We start from the raw sequence: 20,706 nt of genomic DNA, 5'->3' as shown, positions 1-20,706 counted from the left end.
GAATCCTCCCGGATGCGCCATTTTGAGTAAACCCCTGTCTTATTAAGACAGGGGTTTTTCATTTTTATTCTGCTATACATTATATTTTCTTTACCATTCGACGATTATAATTCGTTCAATAACATATCATCAGGACTATGTAATCAGCGACAACTTGACTTGTTTGATATAAAGTAAACGCTCAGTAATAATCTTCTTAAAACTCCACGGGAGGTCAAATTGATCCCGGATGTATCAAAAGCATTGTCATGGTTAGAGGCAAACCCTACCGTTTTAGATGGTATTTGTCGCGGTGTTGAACGTGAAACTTTGCGTGTTACTCCAGATGGTCATTTAGCTATGACAAAGCATCCAGAACCACTTGGTGCTTCCTTAACACATAAATGGATTACAACCGATTTTGCTGAATCTTTATTGGAGTTTATTACTCCTGTTGATAGTGATATAAAAAGAACCCTTGATTTTCTTAAAGATTTACATCGATATACTGCGAAAAATCTGATAAATGAAAAAACCTGGCCTTTGAGTATGCCATGCTTCATTGATAAAGAAGAAGACATCACTCTGGCGCAATATGGCAAGTCCAATATAGGGCGCTTTAAGACCCTGTATAGAGAGGGATTGAAAAATCGTTATGGTGCATTAATGCAAACTATCTCTGGCGTGCACTATAATTTTTCATTGCCGATAAGTTTCTGGCAGGCGTGGTTAGGTGTAAAAGATGCTGAAAGCGGAAAAGAACAAATTTCGGACGGATATTTTAAACTGATCCGTAATTATTACCGATTTGGTTGGGTAATCCCTTATTTGTTTGGTGCATCCCCGGCGATTTGCTCTTCATTTTTACGTGGAAGAGATACTGCGCTATCCTTTGAACAGACCGAAAAAGGAACTAGTTACTTACCTTATGCGACTTCTTTGAGGATGAGTGATTTGGGGTATACCAACAAATCACAGAGTGATCTGAATATTACTTTCAACAATCTTCATACGTATGTTGCGGGCTTGAAAAACGCAATTCATAAGCCATCAGCAGAATTTGCAGATCTGGGGCTTAAAAAAGAGGGTAAATACCTACAACTCAATACCAATGTTCTTCAAATAGAAAATGAACTATATGCACCGATACGTCCTAAACGGGTAACCGGAGAAGGGGAATCACCTTCCGATGCTTTACTTCGTGGTGGTGTAGAATATATAGAAGTTCGTTCTCTGGACATAAACCCGTTCACAGCGATTGGTGTTGATGAAACACAGCTCCGTTTTCTCGATCTATTCTTGATATGGTGTGCTGTCGCGGATTCACCTGAAATGAGCGATGAAGAGTTGGACTGTTGTCGTAAAAATTGGAATAAGGTGATCCTGGAAGGACGCAGACCAAACTTGGATATTGGTATTGGCTGTGGAGCGAAGCAGCAGCCACTGAAGATAGTTGGACAAGAGTTATTCGCAGATTTAGAGCGTGTCGCTGAGGTTTTGGATAGTTGCTCTGGAACGCAATATCAGTCAGTCTGTAGAGAGTTGGTTGGTATGTTTGAGGATCCATCATTAACATTTTCAGCTCGTGTATTAGATCGAATGAAAACTCAAGGGATTGTTGGCTTTGGTCTAGAACTGGCAAACAAGTATTATCTGGAACTGGTCAATGAACCGTATAGTATATTGAATGATGAGCGTTTTTCTGTGGAACGTAAAGTTTCGGTAGAACGGCAACATTATCTGGAGCAACAAGACAGCATAAGTTTTGAAGATTATCTAAAATTACATGCTGAGTCTTAGAAAAGAAAAATGGCCACCATTTGGTGGCCGAAACTAAATAAAGTCTCTTAGAAAAATAAGGATGATAACAATTTTGCGCGTCTTCATATCTTAAGACCAGCCGTAAATAAAAAGGTTTCATCTATTTGAAAAAATTTTTGCAAAAAATCTGATGCCTGAGGAGGTAGGATCATGCCTTTATTGGACAGTTTTACAGTTGACCATACCCGGATGTCTGCGCCAGCCGTTAGAGTTGCTAAGACGATGAAAACACCCCATGGTGATACTATCACGGTATTTGACTTACGCTTTTGCATTCCTAACAAAGAGGTCATGCCGGAAAGGGGAATTCATACACTTGAACATTTGTTTGCCGGTTTTATGCGTAACCATCTGAATGGTGATGGTGTTGAAATTATCGACATTTCTCCAATGGGATGCCGTACTGGTTTTTACATGAGCTTGATTGGTGCACCAGTTGAACTTAGAGTAGCGGAAGCTTGGAAAGCCGCTATGGCTGATGTATTGAAAGTTCAGGATCAGAAGCAAATCCCTGAGTTGAATATTTATCAATGTGGTACGTATCAGATGCACTCTCTGCAAGAAGCACAGGATATCGCTCGCCACATTCTTGATGCAGATGTTCGTATTAACCAAAATGATGAACTGGCTTTGCCGGAAGAAAAACTGGTTGAATTACAAGTGTAGTAGAACGGTGCTAATTTGTTGTAATGTTTTTTGAAAAGCATTTTTTCAAGGAATTATAACTGATATTGCATACGATACTGGCCGTAAAAATTTTGTTTTACGGCCAGATTTGCAACTTTGAGTTATTCTTTACTGGATTTTAATACTTTCTCTTTTTCCTGTTTCATCGGAATTACACGTACCTTTTTAATAACATTGTCATTCACAGAAAGAATTTCAAAATCGTACTCATTAATTTGTACCTGAACATTCAATTCGGGGATCTCGCCCAACTCTTCCAGGATCATACCATTCACTGTTCTTGGCCCGTCAGCGGGTAATGTCCAGCCAAATGCTTTGTTTAACTCACGGATATTGGCGGTGCCATCAACTAAAACAGTGCCATCACTTTGTGGTAAGACTTCTTCTGCCAGAGTAGGAGACATAGAAGTGGTAAATTCTCCGACAATTTCTTCCAAAATATCTTCTACAGTGACTAATCCTTGGATATCGCCATACTCATCAACGATTAAGCCTGCTTTTTCTTTATTACGTTGGAAGTTAACTAACTGGGTATTCAATGGAGTACTAACGGGAATGAAGTAAATTTTATCTGCTGCTTTGATCAAGTTCTTTTTCGTGAATTCCTTTTTCTCCATCATCAGACGGTAGGCTTCACGTACTCGTAGCATACCAATAGCATCATCCAGAGAATTCCGGTACAACACTATTCTGCCGTGTGGTGAATGAGTCAACTGCCGTATAACAGATTTCCAGTCACCGTTAATATCAATTCCAACAATCTCATTACGGGGCACCATGATGTCGCCAACGGTGACTTTTTCAAGATCCAGTATTGAGATAAGCATATCCTGATTGCGGCGCGAGAGATGGGTGTTTGATTCATTCACAATCGTCCGAAGCTCATCTTTGCTAACCGCATCATTGCGAATGTCGGAAACTTTGATCCCCAGACAACGCATAAACAGCAAAGTAATCTTGTTAAATGCCCAAACGAGAGGCAGCATGATCTTTTGTAAAGGTCGCAGCAGAAAGCTGCTTGGGAATGCAATTTTTTCCGGGTAGAGCGCTGCGATAGTCTTGGGCATAACTTCAGCAAAAACCAGAATCACGAAGGTCAGTATACCGGTTGCAATCGCAACCCCTGCGTCACCATAAAGGCGCATGCCAACAATGGTAGCCAATGAAGATGCCAAGATATTGACAAGGTTATTACCGATCAGAATCAGGCTGATTAGCCTGTCAGGATGGCTGAGTAGTGATTCGACTCTCCGCGCGGAATTGCTACCTTGTTTTGCCAAATGACGTAAGCGATAACGGTTTATTGTCATCATGCCAGTTTCTGAGGCAGAAAAGTAGGCAGAAATGATAACCATGATGACAAGAATAATAATTAATGTGCCTGTTGAGACATGCTCCAAAGCAGAATTCCTTCCTAATGTTTATATAAACTGGCTACAGTGATTGTTTACTGCTTAATAAATCAAGAATTCCTGTAATAACCGATTGCCGAAAAAAGCAAGCGTCAGGATAAATGCACCAATCAGATTGAACCAAATGACACGTTTGCCGCGCCATCCTTCATGATAGTGTCCCCAGAGCAGGATGACGTAGATAAACCATGCAATGATAGACAAAACCGATTTATGCATATTTTCTTTATTGAAAATATCATCCATATACATGATGCCTGTACATAACGTCAATGTTAGTAAGATTACGCCAATTTGGGTAATGCGAAACATTTTGCGTTCAATGGCCATTAATGGAGGCATGCCAGAAGAAAAAGTCAGTTTTTTCTTTTTCAGTCGATAATCCAGCCAACCAACCTGTAATGCATAAAGTGCGGCAATAAGTAGAGTGGCATACCCAAGTAATGCTAACCCAATATGTATAAATAGCCCGATACTCTTCTCAAGATGTGTAATGAATTCTCCAGGCACCATACTGGCCAGAATCAAATTTATCATGGCAAAACTGTAAATAATGGGCAGTAAAAACCATGCACGGCCACGAAAGGCAACAATAGTCATAATAATGCAGACGAGTAAACTGACAATAGAGCCTAAATTCAATAGAGTTAGGTTTTGGCCACTGCTGACATGAAAAACCTGATACTTTAAGGCTATCGCATGGTTGATCAGTGCAACAGTTGCGAAAAATAGAGCCAGTTTTTGATAGCTGTTTTGTTGCCGTAATAAGCCCGGTACGATAAGCATCAGGCTAATGAGATAAGCAAGTAAGGCAATGATTGAAAATACCTGCATAAAGTTTTTCGTTTTCGCAATAGTGTTAGAAAAAGTGTTAGAGTTAATAGTGCTAAAGTTAACTCAAAATTCAAGTATACCGTCAGCAGAGATAGCCTCCAACCATTGTTAGCTATACTTGGGAATCTCTTTGCAGAGATTACATCATCATCGTGTTATAATCCGCTAAATTTGCCTTACAGGTAGACCCACTTGTAGATATCTGAGCTGAGACAATGTTTGATAATTTAACTGACAGACTATCGCGCACATTGCGCAATATCAGCGGTCGTGGACGGCTGACTGAAGATAATATTAAAGATACGCTGCGTGAAGTTCGCATGGCTTTACTTGAAGCAGATGTTGCATTGCCTGTAGTGCGTGATTTTATTTCAAGAGTCAAAGAAAGCGCGGTAGGGCACGAAGTTAATAAAAGTCTAACTCCTGGACAAGAATTCGTCAAAATTGTTCAAAATGAACTAGTGAAGGCGATGGGAGAGGTAAACAGCGAGCTAAATCTTGCTGTACAACCTCCCGCTGTGGTTCTTATGGCAGGTTTGCAAGGTGCTGGTAAAACAACCAGTGTTGCAAAATTGGGTAAGCTGCTAAAAGAAAAAAATAAGAAAAAAGTCTTGGTGGTTTCTGCTGACGTATACCGTCCGGCAGCGATCAAACAGCTTGAAACATTATCTGAAACTGTTGGAATTGATTTTTTCCCATCAGATCCGCAAGAAAAACCAGTTGATATTGTCAACAAAGCAATCCAACACGCTAAGTTGAGATTCTACGATGTGCTTTTGATCGATACCGCAGGACGTCTGCATGTCGATGAAGCCATGATGGATGAAATTAAAGAAGTTCACGCTGCGGTTAATCCTATCGAAACATTGTTTGTTGTCGATGCAATGACGGGGCAGGATGCTGCGAATACAGCAAAAGCATTTAATGAAGCACTGCCACTAACAGGGGTTGTTCTGACCAAAGTAGATGGTGATGCTCGTGGTGGTGCCGCTCTTTCTATTCGACATATCACAGGCAAGCCAATTAAATTCCTTGGTGTCGGTGAAAAAACTGATGCCTTGGAGCCTTTCCATCCTGATCGTATCGCATCCAGGATCCTGGGAATGGGGGATATGCTTTCACTGATTGAAGAGATTGAAAGTAAGGTTGACCGCACTCAAGCGGAAAAGCTGGCATCAAAACTGAAGAAAGGGGATGGTTTTGATTTAAATGATTTTCTCGAACAGCTTAAACAAATGCGCAATATGGGGGGCATGACAAGCATGTTGAGCAAAATGCCAGGTATGTCCCAGATCCCTGATGCTGTTAAATCCCAAATGGATGACAAAATTCTGGTTAAAATGGAAGCCATCATTAACTCAATGACCCGCAAAGAGCGTGAGAAACCAGAAATTATCAAAGGTTCACGCAAACGTCGTATCGCAATGGGGTCAGGTACACAGGTGCAGGATGTCAACCGCTTACTGAAACAGTTTGATGAAATGCAGCGCATGATGAAAAAGATGAAGAATGGTGGCCTGGCGAAAATGATGCGTGGCATGAAAGGTATGTTGCCACCTGGGCTTATGGGGCGATAATCAACAAAATTTCGAAAGAAAATGCTCTTTGGATTGCTTTTTGCGCCAAAGTGAGTAAAATTTTCGGGCTTTTTAATGGACAGCCGGACTCCATTCCTCGATGGAGTCTGGTTGTTTTGCTAACTAATGAGGATGTTATGGTAACAATTCGTTTAGCTCGTGGCGGCGCAAAAAAGCGTCCGTTTTATCAAGTAGTAGTGACTGACAGCCGCAATGCGCGTGATGGTCGCTTTATTGAGCGCGTTGGTTTCTTCAACCCTATCGCATCAGGGAAAGCTGAAGCTTTGCGTTTAGATCTGGACCGTATCGAACACTGGGTTGGTCTGGGTGCATCTGTGTCTGATCGTGTTGCTGCACTGATCAAAGACGCTAAAAAAGCAGCTTAATCTGTCGCGGTGGTAACAATGAGCAAACAATCTGGCCTGGAGCACCCTGTTGATCCAATCGTGTTGGGGAAACTGGGGTCAGCGTATGGCATACGTGGTTGGCTCAGAGTTTTTTCTTCCACCGAACAAGCCGAAGACATTTTTGAATATCAACCGTGGTTTATCCAGAGAGCTGGTCAATGGCAACACATTGAGCTGGAAACGTGGAAATACCACAATCAGGATATGATCATCAAAATCAAAGGTGTTGATGATCGGGAAGCTGCGAATTTACTCACTAACTGCGAATTAGTGGTGGATTCATCTAAATTACCAAAACTAGAAGCCGGTGATTATTATTGGAAAGACCTTATGGGGTGTCAGGTAATTAATACGGCTGGTTATAACCTTGGAACCGTCCAAGATATGATGGAAACAGGGTCTAACGATGTCATGGTAATAAAGGCAAACCTGAAAGATGCATTCGGTATCAAGGAGCGGTTAGTACCGTTTCTTGATGGGCAGGTTATCAAGAAAGTTGATCTAGCTACTAAAACTATTGAAGTAGATTGGGATCCTGGTTTTTAATCTCCGGTAAAACGGTTTAGGAGTGGGACGCTGTATGTGGATTGGGGTGATTAGCCTGTTTCCTGAAATGTTCCGCGCAATAACCGATTACGGGGTAACTGGTCGGGCAGTGAAAAATGGCCTGCTTAGTGTCGATTGCTGGAGTCCAAGGGATTTTACCTACGACAGGCATCGTACTGTAGATGATCGCCCTTATGGCGGTGGTCCAGGTATGCTGATGATGGTGCAACCATTAAGGGAAGCCATCCATGCAGCCAAAACTGCGGCAGGTATTGATGCAAAGGTGATTTATCTATCACCTCAAGGGCGCAAACTTGATCAACAGGGAGTTTGTGAACTGGCGGCAAACAAGAAATTAATTCTGGTTTGTGGTCGTTATGAAGGTATTGATGAGCGTGTCATCCAAACCGAAATTGACGAAGAATGGTCTATTGGTGATTACGTTCTCAGTGGGGGAGAAATCCCGGCTATGGCAATGATTGATTCTATATCTCGGTTTATTCCTGGAGTATTGGGTCGTCAGGCATCGGCAGAGGAAGACTCGTTTGCTGATGGGCTGTTGGATTGTCCGCATTATACCCGCCCTGAAGTGTTGGATGGGATGGAAGTTCCGCCTGTTTTACTATCAGGAAACCATGCAGAAATTAATCGCTGGCGCATGAAACAATCGCTTGGCCGCACTTGGTTAAGAAGGCCCGAACTTCTAGAAAACCTAGCTCTGACTGACGAGCAAAGGATGTTGCTGGCTGAATTCCAACGGGAATATCAGGATCAAGCAACGAATTAATCCAGACATATCCTTATGAAGGAATGTCTTTGATATATCAGTTTACCTAGGGTAAGAGAGTTATTATGAGCAATATTATTAAACAACTTGAACAAGAGCAGATGAAGCAAGACGTACCTTCATTCCGTTCGGGTGACACCGTGGAAGTTAAGGTATGGGTCGTTGAAGGTTCTAAAAAGCGCCTGCAGACATTCGAGGGCGTGGTTATCGCGATTCGTAACCGCGGTCTGCATTCTGCATTCACTGTTCGTAAGATTTCTAACGGCGAAGGCGTTGAGCGTGTATTCCAGACTCACTCCCCAGTCGTAGACAGCATCAGCGTTAAACGTCGTGGTGCTGTTCGCAGAGCTAAACTGTACTACCTGCGTGAGCGTTCTGGTAAGGCGGCTCGTATTAAAGAGCGTCTGAACGCTAAATAATACGCTTTTGCTACATCCGAAAGTTATCGTTAAAGGCCGGAATTTTTCCGGCCTTTTTATTTATCCGGCTTTTTGCAGAAAAATAAATAATCCGCAATCAGCGAGATATTTTTGTGAACTTTTTTATGTTATGAGCATACAGAGCCGATTACATAAAAGTACTCACTAAAATATACCCCACAGCACAAGCACTGCAGACACCAATCAAGCCCGGAACAAGGAAACTATGGTTGATGATAAATTTTCCGATCCTTGTTGTCCCGGAGCGGTCAAATCCAATACATGCTAGATCACTAGGGTAGGTGGGTAAAACAAAATAGCCGTAGGCCGCCGGGAAGAATGCGATTAAAAGTTTAGGATCAACACCAAGTTGTAATCCCATTGGCGCGATTGCAGTTAAAGCTGCGGCTTGGCTGTTAACCAACTTTGATACCAGGAACAATACTAACGCATAAGTCCAGGGGCTTGCTTGTACGACATCGTCTAATACCAGCTTCAGTGCGCCTAAATGGGTGTGGAAAAACGTATCACTCATCCATGCTACGCCAAAGACCGAGAAGATCGCAACCATTCCTGCTTTAAACACGGCACTATTGGCGATTTCACTGGTTTTGACCTTACATGTCATTAAGATAATAGAGCCAGCAATTAACATCATCATCTGGATAACCAGATTCATGGAAAGCGGTTTTAATTCTCCTTTGATTTCGAAAGAAGGGCGTAATTCTGTAAATGCACCAAACAATACTACTACTGCAATTGCAGCGAAGAAGATCCAGGTTGCTCTGTAAGCTTGTTTAGGAAATATTTGATCTAATAAGGTTTCTGAACTGCCATAGATAAACTCACGTTGTCTGGGATCTTTAATTTTTTCTTGGAATTCTTCATCCTTATCCAAATCTTTGCCACGACGCAAACTCCATAATGCAGCAAGTATTACTCCTGTCAGTGATGCAGGAATTGAAACTGCCAGAATTTCTAAGATTCCGTAAGTACGCCCAATACCATGACTGGCAGCAATAATTGACACTAAAGAAACAACGGCAACAGAAACGGGAGAAGCTGTGATTGCCATCTGAGAGGCAACAGAAGCAACAGCCATTGGACGTTCAGGGCGGATCCCTTTTTTTAAGGCAATATCACCGATGATTGGGAACATGGTATAGACCACATGACCAGTACCACAGAGGAACGTTAACATCCATGTCGTCAATGGAGCCAGGATAGTAATATGTTGCGGATGGCGGCGTAGAAGACGTTCAGCACATTGCATCATGACGTTTAGCCCGCCGGCAGTTTGCAACACGGATGCACAACCGATAACTGCAAGAATAGTGAGCATCACATCAACTGGTGGCTTACCTGGTTCCAATCCAAAAATAAATGTCAGTATAAAAAGTCCAATACCACTGATCAGCCCCAATCCCATGCCCGCATAACGCGTACCTATCAATAAGCATATAATTATTATGGCAAATTGCAGCGTTATCATATCTGTCCTTAATAAATGAGTAAGAAATAAAAGCTGATAATCAGCCGCTTTAAGCAGTGTTATTCAGCTATTCTTTATAAGTGTTGTTTTATAGTTTCAATCCAACACAAAAAAATACATATTAATATTATGAAAATACAAATATAAAAATGGGATTAAGATCTTATTTTTATCACATGATTTTTAAAGTAATTTATCTTCATTATAAATAAATCATGAATAGTAAATAAAATATTTCTATTGTGAATGATATTGTAAAATTTTATGATCTTGTTGTTAACATTAATGATTTCTAATATATTTATTGTGAAAATTAAAATTTATTGAAATTATTAATATATTTATTAAATTTAATTACTGAAACAATATCGTGTAAACATTTATTTACGTTTTCGTAAAAAAATATAAACAATCGGATTGTAATCTTTACGAAGCATGGTATGTTATTTGCCAAACATCAAAAACAACGTTAAACAGACAAACAAAACAGGTATGAAAAATGATCATGCAAAAAGATGCGCTTAATAACATTCATATTCTTGATGAACAGATTCTTATTACACCAGAAGAGCTGAAGCAAAAATATCCATTGAGTAGCAGCGATCTGCATGCCATTACAAACGCACGTAATACTATTGCTAATATCATCCATCACAATGATCCTCGTTTGTTGGTAGTATGCGGCCCGTGTTCCATTCATGATGTAGAAGCTGCCCTTGATTATGCTCATCGCTTGAAATCACTTTCTGCCGAACTAAGTGATTGTCTGTATATTGTTATGCGCGTCTATTTTGAAAAACCCCGCACCACAGTTGGTTGGAAAGGTTTAATTAGTGATCCTTATATGGATGGATCATTTGATATGGATGCCGGATTACATATCGCCCGCCATTTATTACTGAACTTAGTAGAAATGGGATTGCCATTGGCAAATGAGGCTCTTGATCCTAATAACCCTCAATATTTGGGCGATCTTTTCAGTTGGTCAGCAATCGGAGCAAGAACAACAGAATCCCAGACTCATCGTGAGATGGCCTCAGGGTTATCTGTATCAGTAGGTTTTAAAAATGGCACTGATGGTAATTTAAATACGGCCATTAATGCCATGAAAGCCGCTGCTATGCCACATCGCTTTATGGGAATAAATCAGTCAGGCCAAGTTTGTCTGCTACAGACTCAGGGGAATCCGAATGGTCATGTAATCTTGCGTGGTGGGGTAGAACCTAATTATAGCCCTGAACATGTGTATGACTGCGAAAATCAAATGATTGGGGCGGGTTTGGTGCCATCATTGATGATTGATTGTAGTCATGGGAATTCTAATAAAGATTTTCGCCGCCAAAGCGTCGTAGTGGATTCTGTTGCTGAACAGATTATGGCCGGAAATCAATCCATTATTGGTATTATGTTGGAAAGCCATATTAATGAAGGGAATCAGTCTTCAGAATTACCTCGTTCTGAAATGCGATATGGAGTTTCAGTAACTGATGCTTGTATCAGTTGGCAAATGACTGAACAGTTATTAAGAAAGTTACATCGGCAAATCAAACCTCACTTATCAAAACGTAACATAATGATGCAACAGGCAGGATAATTGATATGGCAGCAGAATTATCTCAATTGCGGGAGCAAATTGATGAGGTAGATAAGGCTTTATTGAGCTTACTGGCTAAGCGCATGGCTCTGGTAGCGGAAGTGGGGGAAATTAAGAGTCAACTTGGCTTGCCTATTTATGCACCTGAACGGGAGGCCAGCATGTTGGCTTCTCGCCGTCAAGAAGCAGAAAAATTGGGGATCTCTCCAGACTTAATTGAAGATATTCTGCGCCGTATTATGCGGGAATCCTATGTTAGTGAAAATGATAAGGGGTTTAAAAAGCTCAACCTTCAAATGGGGCCTATCGTTATTGTTGGTGGTTCTGGGAAGATGGGAAGGTTATTTAATCGTTTGCTGACCTTGTCTGGTTATGAAGTTCGGATCCTTGAGGCAGATGATTGGGATCAGGCTGAACATATATTAGCTGATGCTGGTATGGTCATCGTCAGCGTACCAATCCATTTAACTGAAGCGATTATCCATCGATTACCACCTTTGCCAGAACAATGTATCTTAGTAGATTTGGCTTCTATTAAGCAGAAACCACTTCAGGCTATGCTTGATGTGCATAAAGGACCAGTTTTGGGATTACACCCGATGTTTGGGCCTGATGTGGGAAGTTTTGCTAAACAGGTTGTTGTTTACTGTGATGGATGCCAGCCAGAATCATATCAATGGTTTTTGGAACAAATATCGGTGTGGGGTGCACGATTACATAAAATCAGTGCGGAACAGCATGATAAAAATATGAGTTTTATTCAGGCATTACGTCACTTCACGACGTTTTCTTATGGCCGACATCTTGCACAAGAAAATATCGACTTACAGCAATTATTATCACTGTCTTCACCTATTTATCGGCTGGAACTCGCCATGGTTGGACGGTTATTTGCGCAAGATCCGCAGTTATATGCGGATATTATTATGTCCAGTCCTGAAAATATTGAGGTGATCCGTCGTTATCACCAGAGCTTCGGACAAGCCTTGGAATTACTGGAGAATAAGGACAAAACAGCGTTCATTACGAGTTTTAATCAGGTGAGTGAATGGTTTGGTGATGAGGCTAATCGATTTATGAAAGAAAGTAGAACGCTTTTACAGCAAGCCAATGATAGCCGGGTATAATAGCTTGAATATAGAGAAAGGAGACCGGATGTTGCCATCCGGTTTTCTATCTTAGAATGGATCTACTGTGATCACGTTTTCTGAGGGATAACTCCCCAATACTTTCAAGAAGCGAGTAATTTCAGATAGTTCCTTAAGCGCTTGTTGCATTTTCATAGAGCGCAAATTGGCCTGAACATCAATATAAAACATCTCTTCCCATGGTTTACCGTTTATTGGGCGTGACTCCAATTTACTCATAATAATATCGTGTTTTTTTAAGATAATGAGTGCATCGACCAGAGCACCTGCCTGTTGTCTTGTGTACATGATAAAAGTTGTCTTAGCGGGAACCTGATCTGATACTTCAATAGGTTTTTGGGCGACAACAATAAACCGAGTGCTGTTGTTTTGTTGGTTTGCCAGAGTATTTTCTAAAACCTGTAGACCGTAAAGCGCTCCCCCGGCTTCACTTCCCAATGCTGCTACTTCTGGGGAATTCAATTCGGTTACTTTCTGCATAGCAGCAGCTGTACTTTCACAGTAGACAATATTCCAGTCTGGAAATTGATTGAGGTATTGGCTGCATTGTTGGAAAGGTTGGGAATGGCTGTATACCGTCTTTATTTTCGAAGTATCACTTTCTTGGGCAACCAGTAAACAGTGGTTGATAGGTAGAGTGATCTCCCCGACCAAAGACAATGGGGTGTACTGTAATAGATCATAAACATCATTGATTGCTCCGGTACTGGTATTTTCGAGGGGCAGAATACCGTAATCCGCTTGACCAAGTTCCACTAATGAAAAGATATCTGCAAATTTGTGGCAGCTACATTCAATTAATTGATTGAAATGGCGTGCTGAAAATTGGCGAGCGGCAAGGTGAGAATAAGAGCCTCTGGGGCCAAGAAAGGTAATCCTGGCGGTATCATAAGGTGTTTGGTTCAGATGCTGTTGTAACAATGCTTGTTGTGTTAATACAGAATCTTCAATGATCATTTGGAACAAGCGGGTAATATAAAATCCGTCTAACCCTCGAGATTTACCTTTATTAATTAACACATCCAATAGTTCCCGTTCCCGGTTTTTATCTCTTATCGGGCGATGATCGAGAAGTTTGGTTTGTGCAATGTCGCTGGCCAATTGTCGGCGTTTTGCGAGTAGATCCAGTAAATCTGCATCAATATCGCTAATTTCTTGACGAAGGTTAATTAAATCTCGTTCCATAGTATATTCCTGACATTTTTATTATAGAAATAATTTTTATCTTTCAAATTACAGTTTTAAGTCTATTGGGTATATAAGTTGTGGCCTATAAAATAAAAAAACCTCCCATTGGTAGGGAGGTTTTTCTGTTCGTCTTCTTTTTATTTTTAAACGAAAAACCTCCTCATGGGAAGACAAAAAAGAAAAAGGAGAAGAACAAGGTAGCAATCATATCGTCTGTATGTATCTTATTTTTTGCAGAGTGAATAGTGTTCTTTAATTAACCTATTTGGCGAGGTATGTCAACATACCCGTTGTTTTTTTAAGTTGCAGTTTTATTCGTTATATCTTGGAACCCACGGGGTATCGAAAGGGGGTAAAGTCAGTAAAAACGCGCTCATTGAGCGCGCTAAGAAAATAAAAACGGTAGTTATATCTCTAAATTAAGATTGGACTCTTTCACACTATGATCTGCTCGGCGAGCTTCTCCTTTATGCTGAACTTTATTAAGTTGGCGTTCTAATTTTGTCAGCAACTCATTGATAGCTGCATACATATCTTCATGTTTGGCACTGGCAACTAATGTACCATTTGGTGTGCCGATTGTGGCATCAACCAGGAATCCTTGGGGTTCTTTTGAAAGTACAATATGTGGATTGATTAGATTAACTTGCCATTTATTCAACTTGTTTAGACGGTCTTCTACATGGCTACGAATTGCGGGGGTAATTTCCATTTGTTTACTGGTAATGTTTACTAACATATAGTTACCTCTTTATGTTACTCCGTCTTCGATGGTTTCAGCATAACGCTCTTTTACGGAAAAAGAATGATCTAAATCACTTTTATTCGGAGATTTAGAAGTGGATTGGTGAAACTGTGATTCACAATAAAGATATGGGTAATACTTGTTGCTAAGAGCGGCGTTATGCGTCATTATCGATTAGTTATGGTATTATCAACTCAGTTAACAATTCTAAAATTTAAATTGGTTTCATTGGGTAATGATGCTAAAAAAACAGCAGCTATACAGATAACTGCTGTTTTTGTTATTTGATACTTTTTTGAAACTCTATACCGGATTAGCTGCAATTAATGCTGCGACTTTATCTGCTTCGGTTTTAAGCCCTAATGCTTGATATGCTTTCTCCATGTAAGGCAGAGATTCTCTGGTTGAATGAGTATCGGGATAATCACGTAACATTTGTTCTGCACGATTGACAACTGCCACATAAGCACCACGTTTAGTGTAATATTGCACAACTGCAAGCTCATGTTTAGCTAAACGCTCTTTGAGGAAAATTAAACGCTTATAAGCATCTGCAGCATATTGACTGTTAGGATAGTAGCGCACTAACTGTTTGAAATCGCGGAAAGCCGCCCGCGCATTTTCAGGATCACGGTCTGAACGGTCAATCCCCAAAAAATCTTGCAAGAGATTATCATCCATCGCTTGTAATACCAGAGCCCGCATATACAGTACGTAGTCGATATTAGGATGGGTTGGATTCAGACGCATGAAACGTTCAGCAGATGCAAGCGCGAGAGGGAATTCTGCTGATTTATAATAAGAATAGATCAAGTCAAGCTGAACTTGTTGAGAATACGGCCCGAAAGGGTAGCGGTTATCAAGGGATTCCAATTGCTTAATAGCCAATTTATAGTTACCGTTTTGTAGTTTTTCCTGCCCATTTGAATAAATTTGAGATGGTGGGATATCAGGAACAGCATCTTTGTTGCTGGAGCATCCAGATAAAACTAGACTCAATGTGGCCGAAGCCACCAGATATTTCATGCGAATCATCACGTGTTGATTACCCTCTGATTGTTTTCTGGGAGACTATCCGCGAAGGACTATCCGTGAAGCTCCCGGCAAAAGATAGAGTTACAATAGTACACTATTTTAAATGAAACGGCCTCGCCGTCAAAACTCAACGTAAAATATAGAAATTATATATGGCACAACAAATACGACTTAATACAACAGTCGCTGAATCCCAGCTTGGTCAACGTTTAGATCAAGCTTTGGCTGAATTGTTCCCTGATTATTCAAGATCACGGATAAAAGAGTGGATTTTGCACGACAAAGTTCAGGTTAACGGCAAATTGATTAATAAGCCAAAAGAAAAAGTATTGGGCGGCGAAGAAATTTCCATTGATACTATTATTGAAGAGGATACTCGTTGGGAGCCGCAAGATATTGAACTGAATGTTGTCTATGAAGATGGCGATATTCTGGTCATTAATAAACCACGTGACTTGGTTGTACATCCTGGTGCTGGAAATCCTGATGGTACAATATTGAATGCTCTGCTATATCGTTATCCTGAAATTGCAGATGTTCCCCGTGCTGGCATTGTGCATCGTCTTGATAAAGACACTACGGGTCTGATGGTTGTCGCAAAAACAGTACCAGCGCAGACTCGTTTGGTGGAATCTCTGCAATTGCGTGAAATTACCCGTGAATACGAAGCTATCGCTTTGGGACATATGACTGCGGGTGGAATAGTGGAGGAACCGATATCCCGTCACCCAACAAAACGGACCCATATGGCTGTTCATCCAATGGGTAAACCAGCAGTGACTCACTACCGAATCATGGAGCATTTCCGGGCGCATACCCGTTTGCGTTTGCGTCTGGAGACAGGCAGAACACACCAAATCCGTGTGCATATGTCCCATATTAAACATCCACTGGTTGGTGACCCGCTATATGGTGGTCGGCCTCGTCCTCTGAAAGGGGCTTCTGAAGAATTTCGCGAAGTGATGCGCAACTTTGATCGCCAAGCATTGCATGCCACTATGTTACGTCTTTATCATCCGATAACAGGTATTGAAATGGAATGGCACGCAGCGTTACCGGATGACATGGTTAGACTTATTGATGTAATGAAGGCAGATGCTGAAACTTTCAAAGACGAGATGGATTGGTAGGTAATGGCACCACTAATTTTTCCTGACTGGGCACAACCTGAAAGCGTTGGTGCATGTAGTACAACCCGGACGGGAGGTATCAGCCTGCCTCCTTATGATGGACTGAATTTAGGCGGCCACGTTGGGGATGACCCTGAATGTGTAGAGAAGAACAGAGAACTCTTAGTTGAACATGCTCATCTACCGCAGCAACCTATCTGGTTGAATCAGGTACACGGAACACGTGTCATCAGATTGGATGATCAATTAGTGGAAGATAATCGGGCTGATGCTGTTTACACAAATAGAGCAGGGCAGGTTTGTGCTGTAATGACAGCGGATTGTTTGCCTGTACTTTTTTGCTCCAGTAATGGAGATGAGGTTGCAGCAGCTCATGCAGGCTGGCGTGGATTATGTGCCGGCGTGCTGGAAAATACGGTAGCTCAATTCAGTGCAAAACCTGACGTGATCTGTGTATGGATGGGGCCAGCTATTGGCCCTGAAAAATTCGAAGTCGGGCGCGAGGTAATGGACGCCTTTATAGCAACCGATCCAAATCTGGAACAAGCCTTTACACCTTATGGTGTTAAATTTTTGGCAAATATCTATTTACTGGCTAGATTAAAGTTGCAGTCTATTGGAATAAATGAAGTTTTTGGAGGCACTGCTTGTACGGTTTCCGAGGAGAAGAACTTTTTTTCTTATCGTCGTGATGGTATCACCGGACGTATGGCAACTTTAATCTGGTTGAGATAACCTATCTCGCAGGACGATCTTTGGTGCATAGCATAAAGTCTCCAATTAACTTTTCAGAATACCTTGAATATTTAAGGAATGACCTTATTTAATCTCCAGTAGCAAATTCTGACCAGTATTGGAGGTGTTATGCGTCTGGATCGTCTTACTAATAAATTCCAGCTTGCTCTCGCTGACGCCCAATCTCTCGCATTAGGGCGTGATAATCAATTCATTGAACCTGTCCATTTGATGAGCACATTGCTTAACCAGGAGGGAGGTTCCGTTCGTCCTTTATTAATGTCCGCAAGGATTGATACGAGTAACTTGAATGATCGGATTAACCTGGCTTTGGATAAATTTCCGAAAGTGGAAGGTAGTGGCGGTGATGTGCAGGTATCCAATGAATTAGGACGTTATTTAAATCTGTGCGACAAGCTTGCTCAAAAAGCAGGTGATAATTTCATTTCTTCTGAACTTTTTGTTCTTGCAGCGTTAGAAGAGCGTGGCACATTAAGTGACATATTGAAAGCTGCGGGAGCAACTAAAGATAAAATCACTGAGGCCATAGAAAAGATGCGTGGTGGTGAAAAAGTCAATGACCAAGGTGCTGAAGATCAACGTCAGGCCCTGAAAAAATACACAATTGATCTAACTGAACGGGCTGAACAAGGTAAGTTAGATCCCGTGATAGGACGTGACGAAGAGATTCGTCGAACAATTCAGGTATTACAACGTCGAACCAAGAATAATCCTGTACTGATTGGTGAACCTGGGGTTGGGAAAACAGCTATTGTTGAAGGGCTGGCACAACGTATTGTTAATGGTGAAGTTCCTGAAGGACTGAAAAACAAACGTGTGCTGTCTCTTGATATGGGAGCATTGTTGGCGGGAGCTAAATACCGTGGCGAATTTGAAGAACGTTTGAAAGGTGTTTTGAATGATCTCGCTAAACAGGAAGGTTCGGTCATTCTGTTCATTGATGAATTACATACGATGGTAGGTGCAGGTAAAGCTGATGGTGCTATGGACGCTGGCAACATGCTGAAACCCGCACTGGCACGAGGTGAATTGCACTGTGTTGGTGCGACAACATTAGATGAATATCGTCAGTATATTGAGAAAGATGCAGCTTTAGAACGCCGCTTCCAGAAAGTTTATGTTGCGGAGCCTACTGTTGAGGACACCATTGCTATTTTACGTGGCCTTAAAGAGCGTTATGAGTTGCACCACCATGTTCAAATAACTGATCCAGCAATTGTTGCTGCGGCGACATTATCTCATCGTTATATTTCTGATCGTATGTTACCTGACAAAGCGATTGACTTAATTGATGAAGCTGGAGCTAGTCTGCGTATGCAGATGGATTCTAAGCCAGAGGCATTAGATCGCCTGGAACGTCGAATTATTCAGTTAAAACTTGAGCAGCAGGCTTTAAAAAAAGAATCGGATGATGCCAGTAAAAAGCGCTTGGATATGTTGAATGAAGAGCTGGTGGAAAAAGAACGAGAATATTCTGAGCTGGAAGAAGAGTGGAAAGCAGAAAAAGCCGAGCTTACTGGTACTCAAAACATCAAGGCTGAATTAGAAAATGCACGTATTGAGTTAGAAAAAGCCCGCCGTAGCGGTGACTTGGCAAAAATGTCGGAAATTCAGTACGGAAAAATTCCAGAATTAGAAAAACTTCTTACTGCTGCGACCACAGCAGAAAGTCATCCAATGAGACTGCTGCGTAATAAAGTGACTGATGCTGAAATTGCTGAAATTCTTGCTCGCTGGACGGGAATCCCTGTATCCAGAATGTTGGAAAGTGAAAAAGATAAATTATTGCGTATGGAACATGAATTACACAAACGTGTAATTGGGCAAAATGAGGCTGTTGATGCTGTATCGAACGCAATTCGCCGTAGCCGTGCTGGTCTATCTGATCCAAACCGCCCGATAGGTTCTTTCATGTTCTTAGGACCAACAGGGGTTGGTAAAACTGAGTTGTGCAAGGCGTTGGCTAATTTCCTGTTTGATAGTGACGATGCAATGGTACGTATTGACATGTCTGAATTTATGGAAAAACATGCCGTTTCAAGGTTAGTGGGTGCTCCTCCCGGATATGTTGGGTATGAAGAAGGGGGGTATCTGACAGAAGCAGTGCGCCGTCGCCCTTATTCTGTCATTTTATTAGATGAAATTGAAAAAGCTCATCCAGATGTTTTCAATATTTTGCTACAAGTCTTGGATGATGGTCGTTTGACTGATGGTCAAGGAAGAACAGTAGATTTTCGTAATACCGTTGTAATTATGACCTCTAACTTAGGTTCAGACATGATTCAGGAGCATTTTGGTGCACTGGATTATGTAGGAATGAAAGATATGGTGATGGAGATAGTTGGCCGCCATTTCAGGCCTGAGTTCATTAACCGAGTTGATGAAGTTGTTGTATTCCATCCACTAGGAAAAGAACATCTGAAATCTATTACGAATATCCAATTACAGCGTCTATATAAACGTTTGGAAGAACGTGGCTATCAAATCACAATGACTCCATCAGCTTTGGAAAAACTGAGTGACACTGGTTTTGACCCAGTATATGGGGCACGTCCATTAAAACGGGCTATTCAGCAAGAGATTGAAAATCCGCTAGCTCAGCAGATCCTTTCAGGGAAATTGATGCCAGGTAAATTGGTCACATTAGATTTGGAAAATGACCATATTATTGCAAGACAATAACATTTTTTACTCAATTCACTTTGTGATGTTCTATAGATAATTATTTTTATAGACAATTATTGAGCAGTAATGTCGTTAAGCAATATAAAAAAATCTTTGTAAGGTCAAAAATATATCTAAAAAGCTTATTTTGAATAATAAGTGATCGATTGAGTTATTTTTTTAAAATAACTGTTGCCAGTATCACAAAAGTCCCTATAATGCGCCTCCGTTGTCACGATGAATACACAAATGAATCAGCGTGACAAGAGCTGAAAGCCGCGAAAATAAAGGCTTGACACGCTGAGAGGAAAGCGTAAGATACACAGCCTCAGGCAAGAAGAAAGAAATAACGTTCGGTTGCCCTGCTCTTTAACAAGTTAATCAGACAATCTGTGTGGGCACTCGCAGGACATTATCGACAAGGCCGAAAGGCCAGAAAGATTAAAGTCTTGAAGAGTGACTGAAACAGTTAATTCATTACGAAC

Annotated in this window: 18 protein-coding genes and 1 other annotated feature; of the genes, 12 read left to right on the top strand and 6 right to left on the bottom strand. The window is 41.2% G+C overall.

Annotation, left to right across the window (positions count from 1 at the left end):
• The first annotated feature begins 219 nt into the window (after positions 1-219).
• Positions 220-1,779 carry a glutamate--cysteine ligase gene (gshA, locus tag AAC147_RS19180; protein ID WP_047678726.1) on the top strand — a complete coding sequence of 520 codons (1,560 nt, stop codon included), beginning with the start codon at positions 220-222 and terminating at the stop codon, positions 1,777-1,779.
• A gap of 171 nt (positions 1,780-1,950) precedes the next feature.
• On the top strand, positions 1,951-2,466 hold the full coding sequence (gene luxS / locus AAC147_RS19175) for an S-ribosylhomocysteine lyase (protein ID WP_047678723.1): 516 nt from the start codon (positions 1,951-1,953) through the stop codon (positions 2,464-2,466).
• A gap of 122 nt (positions 2,467-2,588) precedes the next feature.
• Here the strand turns inward: luxS and AAC147_RS19170 are convergent, their stop codons facing one another.
• Complete coding sequence (locus tag AAC147_RS19170) at positions 2,589-3,887, bottom strand: HlyC/CorC family transporter (protein ID WP_047678720.1); 1,299 nt, start codon at positions 3,885-3,887, stop codon at positions 2,589-2,591.
• 54 nt (positions 3,888-3,941) lie between these two features.
• Positions 3,942-4,733 carry a cytochrome C assembly family protein gene (locus tag AAC147_RS19165; protein WP_047678717.1) on the bottom strand — a complete coding sequence of 264 codons (792 nt, stop codon included), beginning with the start codon at positions 4,731-4,733 and terminating at the stop codon, positions 3,942-3,944.
• A 215-nt stretch (positions 4,734-4,948) separates the two neighbouring features.
• On the opposite strand from AAC147_RS19165, the gene ffh reads away from it, so the two are divergent.
• The 5 genes from ffh (at position 4,949) to rplS (ending at position 8,469) form a co-directional block, all read left to right on the top strand.
• Positions 4,949-6,310, top strand: a complete 1,362-nt coding sequence (ffh, locus tag AAC147_RS19160) for a signal recognition particle protein (RefSeq protein ID WP_047678714.1) — start codon at positions 4,949-4,951, stop codon at positions 6,308-6,310.
• 137 nt (positions 6,311-6,447) lie between these two features.
• Entirely contained in the window at positions 6,448-6,696 is a 249-nt protein-coding gene (rpsP, locus tag AAC147_RS19155; RefSeq protein ID WP_047678711.1) for a 30S ribosomal protein S16, read from the top strand.
• An 18-nt stretch (positions 6,697-6,714) separates the two neighbouring features.
• The gene (gene rimM / locus AAC147_RS19150) at positions 6,715-7,263 is read left to right on the top strand and encodes a ribosome maturation factor RimM (RefSeq protein ID WP_047678708.1); all 549 of its coding nucleotides are present in this window, start codon (positions 6,715-6,717) and stop codon (positions 7,261-7,263) included.
• Between the two features lie 34 nt (positions 7,264-7,297).
• The gene (trmD, locus tag AAC147_RS19145; RefSeq protein WP_047678705.1) at positions 7,298-8,050 is read left to right on the top strand and encodes a tRNA (guanosine(37)-N1)-methyltransferase TrmD; all 753 of its coding nucleotides are present in this window, start codon (positions 7,298-7,300) and stop codon (positions 8,048-8,050) included.
• Positions 8,051-8,115: 65 nt separating this feature from the next.
• Positions 8,116-8,469, top strand: a complete 354-nt coding sequence (gene rplS, locus AAC147_RS19140) for a 50S ribosomal protein L19 (RefSeq protein WP_047678702.1) — start codon at positions 8,116-8,118, stop codon at positions 8,467-8,469.
• A gap of 148 nt (positions 8,470-8,617) precedes the next feature.
• Here the strand turns inward: rplS and AAC147_RS19135 are convergent, their stop codons facing one another.
• Positions 8,618-9,961, bottom strand: a complete 1,344-nt coding sequence (locus AAC147_RS19135) for an anaerobic C4-dicarboxylate transporter (RefSeq protein WP_047678699.1) — start codon at positions 9,959-9,961, stop codon at positions 8,618-8,620.
• A gap of 499 nt (positions 9,962-10,460) precedes the next feature.
• Here AAC147_RS19135 and AAC147_RS19130 point away from each other — a divergent pair, with 499 nt between their 5' ends.
• Both AAC147_RS19130 and tyrA read left to right on the top strand, forming a co-directional pair.
• Positions 10,461-11,555: a 3-deoxy-7-phosphoheptulonate synthase gene (locus tag AAC147_RS19130; protein WP_047678696.1), complete on the top strand. Its 1,095-nt coding sequence runs from the start codon at positions 10,461-10,463 to the stop codon at positions 11,553-11,555.
• 5 nt (positions 11,556-11,560) lie between these two features.
• The gene (gene tyrA / locus AAC147_RS19125; protein WP_047678694.1) at positions 11,561-12,682 is read left to right on the top strand and encodes a bifunctional chorismate mutase/prephenate dehydrogenase; all 1,122 of its coding nucleotides are present in this window, start codon (positions 11,561-11,563) and stop codon (positions 12,680-12,682) included.
• A 51-nt stretch (positions 12,683-12,733) separates the two neighbouring features.
• On the opposite strand, the gene pheA is transcribed toward tyrA, so the two are convergent.
• The 3 genes from pheA to bamD all read right to left on the bottom strand — a co-directional run bounded on the left by pheA (position 12,734) and on the right by bamD (position 15,662).
• Positions 12,734-13,888 (bottom strand): bifunctional chorismate mutase/prephenate dehydratase, encoded by a 1,155-nt coding sequence (pheA, locus tag AAC147_RS19120; RefSeq protein WP_047678692.1) that lies wholly within the window; start codon positions 13,886-13,888, stop codon positions 12,734-12,736.
• A gap of 91 nt (positions 13,889-13,979) precedes the next feature.
• Positions 13,980-14,100 (bottom strand) — a sequence feature (Phe leader region).
• A 197-nt stretch (positions 14,101-14,297) separates the two neighbouring features.
• Positions 14,298-14,630, bottom strand: a complete 333-nt coding sequence (gene raiA / locus AAC147_RS19115; RefSeq protein WP_047678690.1) for a ribosome-associated translation inhibitor RaiA — start codon at positions 14,628-14,630, stop codon at positions 14,298-14,300.
• Positions 14,631-14,939: 309 nt separating this feature from the next.
• On the bottom strand, positions 14,940-15,662 hold the full coding sequence (gene bamD / locus AAC147_RS19110) for an outer membrane protein assembly factor BamD (RefSeq protein WP_187649549.1): 723 nt from the start codon (positions 15,660-15,662) through the stop codon (positions 14,940-14,942).
• A 161-nt stretch (positions 15,663-15,823) separates the two neighbouring features.
• On the opposite strand from bamD, the gene rluD reads away from it, so the two are divergent.
• The 3 genes from rluD to clpB all read left to right on the top strand — a co-directional run bounded on the left by rluD (position 15,824) and on the right by clpB (position 20,239).
• Complete coding sequence (gene rluD, locus AAC147_RS19105; RefSeq protein WP_047678684.1) at positions 15,824-16,801, top strand: 23S rRNA pseudouridine(1911/1915/1917) synthase RluD; 978 nt, start codon at positions 15,824-15,826, stop codon at positions 16,799-16,801.
• 3 nt (positions 16,802-16,804) lie between these two features.
• Positions 16,805-17,536: a purine nucleoside phosphorylase YfiH gene (gene yfiH, locus AAC147_RS19100; protein ID WP_047678682.1), complete on the top strand. Its 732-nt coding sequence runs from the start codon at positions 16,805-16,807 to the stop codon at positions 17,534-17,536.
• Between the two features lie 129 nt (positions 17,537-17,665).
• A complete protein-coding gene (gene clpB, locus AAC147_RS19095; RefSeq protein WP_047678679.1) occupies positions 17,666-20,239 on the top strand; it encodes an ATP-dependent chaperone ClpB in 2,574 nt (857 codons plus the stop codon).
• The last annotated feature ends 467 nt before the right edge of the window (positions 20,240-20,706 follow it).

The sequence above is a fragment of the Xenorhabdus sp. NBAII XenSa04 genome, assembly GCF_963866145.1.
Classification (GTDB): domain Bacteria; phylum Pseudomonadota; class Gammaproteobacteria; order Enterobacterales; family Enterobacteriaceae; genus Xenorhabdus; species Xenorhabdus indica.
The sequence above is the reverse complement of the archived record's forward strand: the minus strand, read 5'-3'. Positions and strand labels throughout refer to the sequence as shown.

Excerpts from the sequence above, each read along its gene's own strand:
- luxS (WP_047678723.1), top strand. The coding sequence starts at position 1,951 with ATGCCTTTATTGGACAGTTTTACAGTTGACCATACCCGGATGTCTGCG.
- AAC147_RS19165 (WP_047678717.1), bottom strand. The coding sequence starts at position 4,733 with ATGCAGGTATTTTCAATCATTGCCTTACTTGCTTATCTCATTAGCCTG.
- ffh (WP_047678714.1), top strand. The coding sequence starts at position 4,949 with ATGTTTGATAATTTAACTGACAGACTATCGCGCACATTGCGCAATATC.
- rpsP (WP_047678711.1), top strand. The coding sequence starts at position 6,448 with ATGGTAACAATTCGTTTAGCTCGTGGCGGCGCAAAAAAGCGTCCGTTT.
- rimM (WP_047678708.1), top strand. The coding sequence starts at position 6,715 with ATGAGCAAACAATCTGGCCTGGAGCACCCTGTTGATCCAATCGTGTTG.
- trmD (WP_047678705.1), top strand. The coding sequence starts at position 7,298 with ATGTGGATTGGGGTGATTAGCCTGTTTCCTGAAATGTTCCGCGCAATA.
- rplS (WP_047678702.1), top strand. The coding sequence starts at position 8,116 with ATGAGCAATATTATTAAACAACTTGAACAAGAGCAGATGAAGCAAGAC.
- AAC147_RS19135 (WP_047678699.1), bottom strand. The coding sequence starts at position 9,961 with ATGATAACGCTGCAATTTGCCATAATAATTATATGCTTATTGATAGGT.
- AAC147_RS19130 (WP_047678696.1), top strand. The coding sequence starts at position 10,461 with ATGATCATGCAAAAAGATGCGCTTAATAACATTCATATTCTTGATGAA.
- tyrA (WP_047678694.1), top strand. The coding sequence starts at position 11,561 with ATGGCAGCAGAATTATCTCAATTGCGGGAGCAAATTGATGAGGTAGAT.
- pheA (WP_047678692.1), bottom strand. The coding sequence starts at position 13,888 with ATGGAACGAGATTTAATTAACCTTCGTCAAGAAATTAGCGATATTGAT.
- raiA (WP_047678690.1), bottom strand. The coding sequence starts at position 14,630 with ATGTTAGTAAACATTACCAGTAAACAAATGGAAATTACCCCCGCAATT.
- bamD (WP_187649549.1), bottom strand. The coding sequence starts at position 15,662 with ATGAAATATCTGGTGGCTTCGGCCACATTGAGTCTAGTTTTATCTGGA.
- rluD (WP_047678684.1), top strand. The coding sequence starts at position 15,824 with ATGGCACAACAAATACGACTTAATACAACAGTCGCTGAATCCCAGCTT.
- yfiH (WP_047678682.1), top strand. The coding sequence starts at position 16,805 with ATGGCACCACTAATTTTTCCTGACTGGGCACAACCTGAAAGCGTTGGT.
- clpB (WP_047678679.1), top strand. The coding sequence starts at position 17,666 with ATGCGTCTGGATCGTCTTACTAATAAATTCCAGCTTGCTCTCGCTGAC.